The organism is Sphingomonas sp. DC4900 (genome assembly GCF_049896485.1).
In the GTDB taxonomy this organism is placed as follows: Bacteria; Pseudomonadota; Alphaproteobacteria; order Sphingomonadales; family Sphingomonadaceae; genus Sphingomonas; species Sphingomonas aquatilis.
Map to the genome: position 1 here is coordinate 43741 of NZ_JAFCUK010000018.1, position 11874 is coordinate 55614.

At 67.5% G+C, this 11874-nt stretch carries 8 protein-coding genes; 5 read left to right on the forward strand and 3 right to left on the reverse strand.

Features of this window, described 5'->3' with window-relative positions:
- The first annotated feature begins 87 nt into the window (after window positions 1–87).
- The 3 genes from ACP690_RS16170 (at window position 88) to ACP690_RS16180 (ending at window position 4871) form a co-directional block, all read left to right on the forward strand.
- Window positions 88–933 (forward strand): tyrosine-protein phosphatase, encoded by an 846-nt coding sequence (locus ACP690_RS16170; RefSeq protein ID WP_426261640.1) that lies wholly within the window; start codon window positions 88–90, stop codon window positions 931–933.
- 120 nt (window positions 934–1053) lie between these two features.
- On the forward strand, window positions 1054–3855 hold the full coding sequence (locus ACP690_RS16175; protein WP_426261639.1) for a TonB-dependent receptor: 2802 nt from the start codon (window positions 1054–1056) through the stop codon (window positions 3853–3855).
- Complete coding sequence (locus ACP690_RS16180; RefSeq protein WP_426261638.1) at window positions 3852–4871, forward strand: phytase; 1020 nt, start codon at window positions 3852–3854, stop codon at window positions 4869–4871. The genes ACP690_RS16175 and ACP690_RS16180 overlap by 4 nt, the downstream gene beginning before the upstream one ends.
- Before the next feature lie 21 nt (window positions 4872–4892).
- Here ACP690_RS16180 and ACP690_RS16185 read toward each other — a convergent pair whose 3' ends face one another.
- Window positions 4893–6323, reverse strand: coding sequence for a M20/M25/M40 family metallo-hydrolase (locus ACP690_RS16185; RefSeq protein WP_426261637.1), 1431 nt, complete (start codon window positions 6321–6323; stop codon window positions 4893–4895).
- 84 nt (window positions 6324–6407) lie between these two features.
- Window positions 6408–6737, reverse strand: a complete 330-nt coding sequence (locus ACP690_RS16190; protein ID WP_116463111.1) for a WGR domain-containing protein — start codon at window positions 6735–6737, stop codon at window positions 6408–6410.
- 434 nt (window positions 6738–7171) lie between these two features.
- Between ACP690_RS16190 and ACP690_RS16195 the strand changes: the two genes are divergently transcribed.
- A complete protein-coding gene (locus tag ACP690_RS16195) occupies window positions 7172–9853 on the forward strand; it encodes a TonB-dependent receptor (protein WP_426261636.1) in 2682 nt (893 codons plus the stop codon).
- 18 nt (window positions 9854–9871) lie between these two features.
- Window positions 9872–11452 carry an alkaline phosphatase D family protein gene (locus ACP690_RS16200; protein ID WP_426261635.1) on the forward strand — a complete coding sequence of 527 codons (1581 nt, stop codon included), beginning with the start codon at window positions 9872–9874 and terminating at the stop codon, window positions 11450–11452.
- Between the two features lie 171 nt (window positions 11453–11623).
- On the opposite strand, the gene ACP690_RS16205 is transcribed toward ACP690_RS16200, so the two are convergent.
- A partial coding sequence (locus ACP690_RS16205; RefSeq protein ID WP_426261634.1) for a hypothetical protein occupies window positions 11624–11874 on the reverse strand: 251 nt, incomplete at its 5' end.

The window sequence follows — 11874 nt, forward strand, 5'->3', positions numbered from 1 at the left end:
AAGGGCGCCGTGCTTCAGGCGCTGCGCTCGCGGAAAGCCGCCCTTCGACAGGCTCAAGGCGAACGGAGATGTCTTACAGGACGATCCATGCGCCATCTCGCCCTCCTCTTCGCCCTCGCCCCGACGCTCGCGATCGCGCGGCAGATCCCCGCCCCCGTCGCGCCGCAGGTGCCGCACGAACGCGTCCTGCCGTTGCAGGGCGGGCAGAATTTCCGCGATCTCGGCGGCTATCGCACCGCGGACGGGCGGACGGTGAAATGGGGCCTGCTCTACCGCTCGGGCGCGATGAACGCGCTGACCCCGGCGGACTTTGCGGCGCTGGCCAAGCGCGGCCTCGTCACCGTCTGCGACCTGCGCGACACGCGCGAGCGCGCCAAGGCGCCGGTCGCCTGGCCCGAGGCGCATAAGCCCGCGGTCTTCGCCGACGATTACGACATGACCGGCGACATGCGTGCCCTCGCCGACCCGAAGCTCGACGGTGCCAAGGCGCGCAGCATCATGACGCACACCTATGCGGAGCTGCCCTTCCGCTTCGCCGGCGCCTATCGCCGCATGTTCGCCGAGCTCGCCGCGGACCACGCACCGCTCGCGTTCAACTGTTCGGCGGGCAAGGATCGCACCGGCGTCGCCGCGGCGCTGCTGCTCACCGTGCTGGGCGTGCCGCGCGCGACCGTGATGCAGGATTATATGCTCTCCAACCGCTATTTCGATCCCGCCCGCGCCGCCCGCCAGGATCCGAACGCGGCCGCCTGGACGAAAGCCCTGCCCGCCGACGTGGTAAGCGCGCTGATGGGCGTCGATCCCGCCTATCTCGACGCCGCCTTCGCCGCGATCGCGGCCAAACCCGGCGGCATGGCGGCCTATCAACGCGATCAGCTCGGCCTCGACGCCGCGACGATCCGCCGGCTGCGCGCGATGTACCTGACGCGGTGAGGAGGAGTGTCACGATAGCGTAACACCGGCTCCATCCCCACGTAACAATCCCCCGCCACGGGCTGCGGCGACACGACCGGTGCGGGGAGCATCGGCGCCATCACGCTCAGGGGGAGCATCATGCACGCCATTCGTCCGGCCGTCCGCGCGCTTGCGGGGGTTTCGCTTGTCGCACTCGGTTTCGCCGCGCAGCCGACGCTCGCCGCCTCGGTCGATGCGCCCGCCGCCACGCCGGCGGGGGCGCCGATCGAGGGGCCGATCGTGTCGGGCCGCATCTATGACGCGAGCGGCCTCGCGCTGCCCGGCGCGCGCATCGTCGTCGAGGGCACGGGCGCGCAGGCGACGACCAATTTGCAGGGTGAGTTCACCGTTGCGACGCCGGATGCGAGCGGCGACGTCACCTTGCTGATCGACTATCTCGGCCGTCCGCCGGTGACGCGCACGGTTCTTGCGGCCGAACGCGGTCGCGCCGTGTCGTTCACGTTGCCAGCGGCGAGCGGCGGGGAGGGCGACATCATCGTCGTCGGCGCGTCGCTGGTCGACAATACGGCGCGGGCGCTCAACCAGCAGCGCACCGCCGACAATACGATCACCGTCATCTCGGCGGATGCGATCGGCCGCTTCCCCGATCCCAATATCGCCGAGGCGCTGCAGCGCGCGCCGGGCGTCGGCATCGAGCGTGACCAGGGCGAGGGCCGCTACATCAACGTCCGCGGCGCGCCGTCGGAATGGTCGGCGATTTCGGTCGACGGCATCCAGATCCCCTCGGTCGACCCGACGACGCGCGCCGTCGATCTCGACACGATCCCGTCGGACATCGTCGCCAACCTCGAAGTGACCAAGTCGCTCCTCCCCTATCAAGACGCGGATTCGATCGCGGGTGCGGTCAACATCACGACGCGCTCGCCGTTCGATCGCAAGGGCTTCGCGCTGACCGGCATGGGCGGCATGAGCTACAACCAGTTCGGCAAAGGCCACGACTATCGCGGATCGGCCGCGGTCAGCGACACGTTCGGCCAGGATCGCCAGTTCGGCGTGCTGCTGTCGGGCAGCTATTCCTCGACCCACCGCCGCCCCGACAATGTCGAGAATACGTGGAGCCAGACGCCCGCCGGCCTGCGCGTCACCGAAACCCTGTTCAAGGATTACGACACCAAGCGCCAGCGCATCGCCGGCACCGGTGCGTTCGAATGGCGCCCGTCCGACGCGACGCACGCCTGGGTGCGCGGCACCTATGCCCGCTTCCAGGACGATGAATTCCGCGACCGCCTCGGCATCCTGTGGAGCGAGGGCACGTTGCAGGCGGGGTCGACCGATCGCACCGCGACCTACACCAACACGCGTATCGAAAAGCAGGTGCGCCACAGGAAGCAGGTGAACGAGATCTGGACCGTTACCGGCGGCCTGGAACAGCGGCTGGGCGACGGCACGATCCGCGCCGACGTGGCGTATAGCGAGACTTCGCAGACCTATCCGCGCCGCGACGAGCTGCTGTTCCGCTCGACGTTGCGCCCCACGCTCTCGTACAATTTCGCCGACGCCGATCTGCCGAGCTATTCGCTGTTCACCAGCAAAGAGTATCTCCAGACCGGCACCTTCGCCTTCCGCGAGAACGCCTTCCGGTCCAACACGACGAAGAACGACGAGCTGACGGTCGCCATCCGCACCGACCTGCCGATCGCCGAGTATGTCACGCTGTCGACGGGCGGCAAATATCGCGAGCGTCACATCAGCGCCGACGAGGAGCGCTTCCGCGATCGGCGCAGCAGCGCCGCGCCGAGCCAGACGCTCGCCGGGCTGTTGTCTGATCAGGAGTCGCGCAACTTCGACTATGATCTCGGCAAGCGCTTCGACACCGGCCTCGCCGATGCCTATTTCGACGCGGCCAAGGCGACGTCGGAACGCCGCCTGCCGCAGTCGCTGACCGCCGATTACACCGCGGAGGAAAGCATCCTCGGCCTGTTCGGCATGACGAAATACGTCAACGGCGGCACGACATTGGTCGCGGGCCTGCGCGTCGAGACGACCAACTTCCAGTCGAGCGCGCCGAGCGTGTCGCGCACCGGTGCGATCGTCACCGCCAACGGCAAGGCGGGCTATGTCGACTTCTTCCCCAATCTGACATTGCGCCAGGCGTTCACGCCGAACCTGATCCTGCGCGCCGCGCTCAGCCGTGCGATCAACCGCGCCAACTTCCCGCAGCTCGCGCCGCGCGTGCTCGAGACGACCGAGGGCAATACGATCCGCGTTGAGTCCGGCAATCCGCGCCTCAACCCGACGCTGGCGAACAACGTCGATGCGGGCCTGGAATATTACATCCGGCCGCTGGGCGTCGTGTCGGTCAACGGCTTCTACAAGGACCTGACCGACTATCGCTACACGCTCAACCGGCAGGGCGTGTATCTGGGCCTGCCCGCGATCTTCAGCAGCCCGATCAACGCGCGCAAGGGCGAGCTGTACGGCGTCGAGCTGAACTGGCAGCAGCAGCTGTCGTTCCTGCCCGGCCTGCTGGGCGGCCTCGGCGTCTTCGCCAACTACACCTACACGCAGGGCCATGCGACGTTCGACGGCACGTACGGGGGCCGCAGCCGCTTCGCGCTGCCCGGCCAGTCGACGCATATGTGGAACGCTAGCGTCTTCTACGAGCGCGGACCGGTGAACCTGCGCGTCGCCTATACCAAGCGCAGCGACTATCTGGACGAGATCAACGCCGACAATCCCGCGCTCGACCTCTATTGGGAAGGCCGCGGCCAGCTCGACGTGACGGGTAGCGTGCAGCTGATGAAGGGCATCAACCTGTTCGCCGAGGGCAAGAACCTCACCAACACGCCGGGCGTGCGCTATTTCGGCGAGCGCTTCCGGACGTACGAATATGAGAAGTTCGGCTATTCGATCTTCGCCGGCGTGCGGGTGAAGCTGTGAGGAGCGTCCTCCCCGCCCTGCTGCTCGCCGGCTGCGCGAGCGTTCCGGCCGCGGCGCCGCTGACGCAGGCGCCGCTCGTTGCGGCGAGCGCCGAGACCGATCCGGTCGACACCGCGCACGACGCGGCGGACGATCCCGCGATCTGGCGCAATGCCAAGGACCCGGCGCAGAGCCTGGTCATCGGCACCGACAAGAAGGCGGGCATCCACGTCTACGACATGGCGGGCAAGCGCGTGTCGTTCACCCCCGCCGCGCGGCTCAACAACGTCGACCTGCGCGAGGTCGGGGGGCGCGTGATTGCGGTGGCGAGCGACCGCGCGGACGTAACACAGGCGCATGTCGCGCTGTTCACGCTCGACACGTCGACACGTCGACTGGTGCCGATGGGACGTTACCCGGTCGGCCCCGGCGAGGCCTATGGCATGTGCCTGTGGACGCGCGCCAAGGACAAGGCGCTGTTCGGCTTCGTCGTGCTGAAGGACGGCCGCATCGACCAGGTGCGCATCGACCTGTCGGGCCCCTCCCCCGTCGTGACGACGGTGCGCAGCATGAAGCTCGGCACGCAGGCGGAAGGCTGCGTCGTCGACGACCGGACGGGCACGCTCTACGTCGCCGAGGAAGACGTCGGCCTGTGGCGCTTCGCCGCGGACCCCGCCGCCCCCGCAACCGCCACCCCGATCGCGCGCGTCGACGGCAAGACGCTCGTCGCCGACGCCGAGGGCCTGGCGCTCGCCCCCAAGGGACGCACCGGCGGCTATCTGATCGTCTCGAGCCAGGGCGACAGCGCCTATACGGTCTACCGCCTGCCCGGCGTGACCTATGCCGGCCGCTTCCGCATCGGGGGAGGCACGATCGACGGCACCAGCGACACCGATGGCATCGAGCTGGCCTTGGGCGACTTCGGCCCGGCTTACCGCCAAGGCCTCTTCGTCGCGCAGGACGGCGACAACGCGCCCGACACGCAGAATTTCAAATACGTCAGCTGGGCGAAGGTGAAGGCGGAGCTAGGCCTGTAGGATTGTCGACACGTCGAGGTGTCAGCCGGCATAGGCCTTGACCAGGTCGTACAGGTAATCGCGGCCGGTATAGACCGCCTTCACGATCGCGCGTTCGTTGAGGCCGTGCGTGCCGTTGCCGTCGGGATCCCCGTACAGGCCCGGCGGGCCGTAGGACGGGATGCCGATCGCTTCCAGATAGATGCCGTCGGTCGCGCCGGTCGACATCATCGGGGCGAGCGGCACGCCCGGATAATAACGCGCGAGCAGCCGTTCGGCAGGCTGGACAATCTTCGGGTCGAGCGGCGGGGGCACGGCCGCGGGCCCGCGATCGTCGACCTGCTTCACGGTCATGCGCGGATCGGCGATCACCCGCTCCAGCGTCGCGCGCACCGCTTCGGCCGACACGCCGGGGAAGATACGGCAGTTGATATTGGCGCCCGCGCGCTGCGGTAGCGCATTGTTGGCATGGCCGCCGTCCAGCAGCGTCGCGACGCAGGTTGTGCGCAGCATCGAATGATAGCTTTTGTCGGTGTTGAGCAGCGTTCCGGCAGCCTTGTCGGTCGGGTCGGCCGCGATCCGCTGCATCGCCGCGCCCATCGCATCGCCGCGCGCCTTGCCCGCAACGCGGAAATAGGCGCGCGTGGTGTCGGACATCTGCAACGGGAAGTCATAGGCGCGCAGCCGGCCGAGCGCGTCGGACAGTTCGTAGATGGCATTGTCGCGCACCGGCGCCGAGCTGTGGCCGCCGGGGTTGGTCGCCTCGATCCGGTAATTGACCGCGGCCTTCTCGCCGACATGGATGTTGGCGATCGCGAGGTTGCCCTTGCCGTCCGACCGCCCGCCCCCGCCTTCGTTGAGCGCGAACTCCGCCGCGATCAGCTCGGGCCGGTTCTGCGCCAGCCACTTCATGCCGTTGAACGCCCAGCTCGTCTCCTCGCCGCAGGTCAGCGCCAGCTTGATCGTGCGCTTCGGGCGATAGCCGCTCTCCTTGAACCGGATCATCGTATCGACCCAGATCGCGTCCATCGCCTTCATGTCGGCGGTGCCGCGGCCGTAGAAATAGCCGTTTTCCTCGACCATCTTATAGGGATCGCGTGTCCAGTCCTTGGGGTTGGCGACGACGACGTCGAGATGGCCGATCAGCAGCATCGGCTTCACCGTGCGGCTGGTGCCCGGCAGCGTCACGACCAGCCCGCCCTCCTTGGGATGATCGGGCACCGCAAAGCGCGTGATCGCCGACGCGGGATAGCCCGCCGCTAACAGCCGTGCCTCGATCGTACCGGCGAGCGCGGTGCAGCTGCCCGTCGTGATGCTGGTGTCGGTCTCCACCATTGCTTGGTAGAGCGCGCGGAAGCGGGCCTGGTCGGGCCGCAGCGGCGTCGCGGGCTGCTGTGCCGCCCCGCTGCCCGACAGCGTCAGCAGCATCGCGCCGATCGTCGCCCCAAGGATTCCCTGCGTCCGTCCCGCCATCGCCGCCCCCATTCGTTGTGCGGACACTATGCATTACGTCCGCCGGCGAGAAAGGAAAATCCGGCAACCACCGCCGCTTACGGCTCACGACATCAACACGTTACTCGGCCGGCCGCGATCGGTCGACGTGTCGACATGTCGGCGCGTCGGCACTACGGGGCGATAGGCGACCCCGATCCGCCGCACCGCCCTCCCCCGCCGCGCGAGCAGCCCGCGCACATAGGCGCAGGCTGCCGCCTCATCGGCAAAGCTGCGCACCAGTTCGCGCCCCTGCGTCCCGATCCGCCCCCAGCGCGTCTCGATCATCACCTGCCCGAACAGATCCCGATACGCCGCCACCCGCCAGCGCCGACGCACGTTGCGCGCGGCATCGATGGCGACGAGATCAATGGGCGTGAACGGCAGCTCGTCCATGCCGGCGAGTCTAGGCGACGCCGCCCGCCCTGTCCGACGGATTTCCTGAATCAGTGGCGAGGGTGTGATTCACGCGTTGAATCATCGGGTAGGCCCGCCCCCTGCGCCGAGCCGATGAACCCGGCCCCGCCGGTGACGAAGATACGCATGGTCACACCTCGTACCATGCGAAGGTTAAGACCCATAGGCGGGGGTTATGACCGATATGACCATTCGACATCGGTCGCTAACCTGCTGACGGATCGTCGCAAATTCGACGAAAAGGACAGCGTGGCGGCGCGGATCGCAAAAGTGTCATGATATGACAGTCTTGCTGTAACGTTTGCTGCCTAGCAGCCCCCCACGGCGCGGGCGGGTCCGATGTGATCGGAGGCGGGCGCCGCGTCGGTCGTGCGGGCCGGGTTTCGGTCGCGCGTCGCCAAGGGGGATAATCCATGTCGATGGTTCTGCGTGCCCGTCGGGCGCGCCTGCTGTGCTGTGCGTCCGTCATGCTGGTGGGGGCGGCGACGCCGGCCCTCGCGTCCGGCCCTGCCCTGCCCGCGGATCCCCTGCCCGCCGATATGGCGTCACGCGACGCAGCGGGCCCCGATCCGCAGACCGACATCGTCGTCCAGGCCAATCGCCAGGCGACCGCGCAGAAGGAACAGTCGCCCGCGGTGGTCGACACCATCGTCTACGACGACGTCGAGACGATCGCGGCGGACGGCAACATCGCCGAGCAGCTACGGTTGCTGCCCGGCATCAGCACGATCGACGAGGGCGATGCGCCGCGCTTCGTGACGATCCGCGGCATCGCGCCCGATCTCAACCAGACGACGATCGACGGCATCACCCTCGCCTCGATCGGCAACGACGGCGAGGGATCGCGGATGATCAACCTGCAGATCATCCCGTCCGAGCTGTCGCAGCGCACCGACGTCTACAAGACCTTCACCGCCGAACAGGATGGCGGCGCGATCGGCGGCATCGTCGATATCGTGACGCGCAGCCCGCTCGACCTGAAGCGCCGCTACACGATGCTCGACGGCTATGGCAGCTACCAGTCGTTCCGCGGGCCCGACGGGCGCAACACGATCGGCGGCAGCGCGCAGCATTGGGGCGGCGGGGCCAAGGGCGTGTTCGCCGACCGCTTCGGATCGCACGGCCAGTTCGGCATCCTGCTGTCGGCGCGCTACCAGAGCCGCACGCGCAATTCCGCCAAATGGTGGCAGCCGGTGAAGAATTACTTCGACGCCGGCGGCAAGCTGCTCGCCGGCCCCGATGCGGGCAATTGGGACGGGCGCGCGGTGCCGGGCGACCATAGCTATGGCAGCTATACCAACCGGCTGCGCACCGCGGGCAGCAGCGGCAAGCTGGAATGGCAGGCGAGCGACCGCATCCGCGCCTCGCTGCTCGGCTTCGGCTATCGTCTGTGGGAATCCTCGACGATGAACAAGAACGACTATTACACGCGCAGCACTATCGTCGCGCGCACGGCGACCGGCGGCCGGTCGCAGGTCAACAGCATCTATTCGCGCTACCGCTACGACACCTGGGACAAGAAGACGTTCGGCGGCATCGCCTCGCTCGGCTGGCGTGGAGACGCGTCACACCTCGACGTGCGTGGCGGCTATACGCGCGCGCTCTACGACAACGTGCAGCCCTATGTCGGCGTGCGCACCTATCCCGCCAAGCTGTTCCTCGACTGGGAGGATGGCAGCGACGCGACCGGCGGAATCCCGCGCGTGACGGGGATCAGCGATCCCAACGCGCCGTTTGCGTCGATCTACAAGCTCAGCACCGCCAACATCACCGAACGCTCCGCGCGCGAAGGGCTGACCGACGTGCGCGTCGACTATGCCTGGAATACCGAGGCGAGCGACCGCGGTTTCGGCCTGGCGACGGGTGTTGAGTTCCGCCGGCTCGACCTGTCGCGCGACCTCGACGTCAACACCTATCGCCTGGGTCGGGTGATGACCGACTATCTGGTCGACCCGAACTATCGGCCCGTCGGGTCGGCCATGTCCTTTCCCTGGATCGACTATACCCGCGCCAAGGGCAGCCTGTGGCAGCAGATCGGGCTGGATGCGCGCGCGACCGCCTATCAAGCGGCGGCCAGCGACTATCGCTATGTCGAGCGGCTGTGGACGCCGTACCTGTCGCTGCACCATGCCAGCGACACGACCCGGCTGGTCGCCGGTGTGCGCTACGACCATATCGGGTTCGACGCCCATCAGCCGGTGATCCGCAGCGGCGTGGTGCTGCCTGGCCAGACGGTGCGGCGGGGCGGCTATGCCTATCTGCTCCCCTCGTTCGCGGCGGACCATGACCTGGGCGACGGCACCAAGCTACGCTTCGCCTACAGCCGCACGCTCGGTCGGCCGACGCCGGGCGACATCGCCCAGCCCGAAACGATCAGCTGCGGTGTCGAGGATGAAGAGGCGGGCGGCCCCGATTGCTCGATCCGCCGCGGCAATCCCAACCTGCGGCCGCGCCGCGCCGACAATCTGGACGTCGGCGCCGAATATTATTTCGGCACGCACGGCGTGATCGCCGTCGCCGCCTTCGCCAAGTGGATCAAGGACGACATCTACGTCCTGCGCTCGCTGCAGGAGGTCGACGGCACCACCTATGCGGTGCGCGAGCCGACCAATGCGGAGCGGTCGCGCCTGTATGGCATCGAGTTCCAGGTCGCCGAGCACAATGTCGATGTGCTGGGCCGCAAGGTCGATCCCTTCTTCAACGTGACCTTGCTCGATGGGCAGATGCACGTGACGGGCGAGGAAACGGGCACGCGCACGGTCGACCGGCTGATGTACCAGCCGCGCGTCACGCTCGGTGCCGGCGCGACGGTGCGCCTGCCCGAGATCGCGGGTGCGATCCGCGGCACCGTCAGCCATCGTTCGGCATCGCTGACCGCGCTGGGGGTCACGCCCAAGGACGATACCGGCCGCGCGCCGCTGACGGTCGTCAACGCGGCGCTGTGGCACCGCGTGCTGCCGCACGTGACCTTCAAGTACGAGATCAACAACCTGTTCAACGACCAGCCGAAATTCCTGGCCGGCAACCGTCTCCAATATGTCAACGAAATCGACGATTATGGGCGCGCCGCCTTCTTCCACATCGTGCTGAACTGACCGGCAAGGGACCTGACCATGATCGATCGCCGCCACCTGCTTGCCGCCTTTCCGATGCTGTGGATGGCGGCGCGCGCCGGTGCGCTGCCGACGAACCCGCGCAACCTGATCGACGCGCCGGGGTTCCTGACGACGCCCTTCACGCTCGGCGTCGCGGCGGGCGATCCCGATGCGGACGGCTTCGTCGCCTGGACGCGGATCGTCCCCGAACCCGCGCAGCCCGATGGCGGCATGGTCGCGGCGCCCGTCCGCGTCGGCTGGGAAGTGGCGCGCGATCCCGATTTCCGCCAGATCGTCCGCCATGGCGAGGCGATCGCCCACCCCGAGCTCGCGCATGCGGTGCATGTCGAGGTGACGGGGCTCGAGCCGGCGAGGCCCTATTGGTATCGCTTCACCTGCGGCGGCCATCGCAGCCCGGTCGGACGCGGGGCGACGCTCCCCCTGCCCCAGGCGCGGCTCGACCGGCTGCGCTTCGCGGTCGCCGGCTGCCAGAATTACGAGGAAGGCCTGTACACCGCGTGGCGGAAGATCGCCGAGGAGCCGGTCGACTTCGTCTTCCATTACGGCGATTACATCTACGAGGGCGCCGACCGCGGCCCTGCCCCGCGCCGCGTTGCCGGTCGGGTGGTGACGCCGATCCGCCGCCACACGCATGGCGAGATCCAGTCGATCACCGATTATCGCCTGCGCTACGGCCTGTACAAGTCGGACGCCGATCTGCAGGCCGCCCATGCCGCCGCACCCTGGTTCGTCAGCTTCGACGATCACGAGGTCGACAACGATTGGGCGGGCGACTACGACCAGGACGGCACGCCGCCCGAACTGTTCCTGATGCGCCGGGCGATGGCGATGCAGGCCTATTACGAACATATGCCGCTGCGCCGGCGCTCGATGCCGGTCGGCGCCCAGATGCGCATGTATCGCGATGCCCGCTTCGGCGACCTGATGCAGGGCTTCTTCCTCGACACCCGCCAGTATCGGTCCGATCAGGCCTATGGCGACGACGATGTCGTGCAGGGGCCGGACGTCTACTCTCCCGACCGCACGATGATGGGCGATGCGCAGGAAGGCTGGCTGTTCGACGGTCTCACCCGATCGACCGCGCGCTGGAACCTCGTCGCGCAGCAGGTGCGGCTGATGAACATGCACTATACCAAGCCGGGCAAGGACGTGCCCATCGCCTCAATGGATCAATGGTCGGGCTATATGTACAGCCAGCGCCGCCTGCTCAGCCACATCGCCGATCACTGCCCGGGCAATGTCATGACGGTCAGCGGCGACGCGCATCGCCATTATGCCGGCGATCTCGTTCACGACCAGCGCGGCACAATCGTCTCCAGCGAATTCCTCGCCACCTCGATCACCTCAGGCGCGGATGGTGTCGGCGACGACGACGACTTCACCCGCTCGGCCAAGGCGCACACGCCCGAACTGATGGCGATGACCGATCGCCGCGGCTACGTGCTGTGCGAGGTCGGCCGCGATACCTTCCGTGGCGACCTCAAGATCCTCGATACCGTCGCGGTGCCGGACGCCCGCCTGTCGACCTATGCGAGCTTCGTGTCGGAACGCGGCAAGCCTGGGCTGCACCGGGTGTGATGCGGGTGGCGGGGCAGCCCGGCGTTAGTTGAATCTTGTCCCGGACGGTTGTATATATCCGTCTGCAAACGTCATGAGGCTAACGCCTTATGAGATCGGACCCCCGGCCATGCCAGTGGCTGGGGGTCAATCGTTTGGGGGCCGGGTGCCAGCCCGACCCCCGCCCGTGCCCTACTTGGAGCGAGCCACCTCGACGACCTTGAGAATCAAGGTCGCAAAGGCGAACAGCACGCCAAGAAACAGGCAGATGTGTGCAAACGTCATCTGCTTCTTCCTTAGAGGGGTCGGTACACAGAACGGACCCAGATATACGCTCTCATGACTGCCATCCGAGACGCTGGCCGAGTTTACCTTGTCGCTGGCCGCAAGACCAGCGTTCGCATTGACCTTGGCGGGTGTGCCGCGGACGCCTGATCGACGAC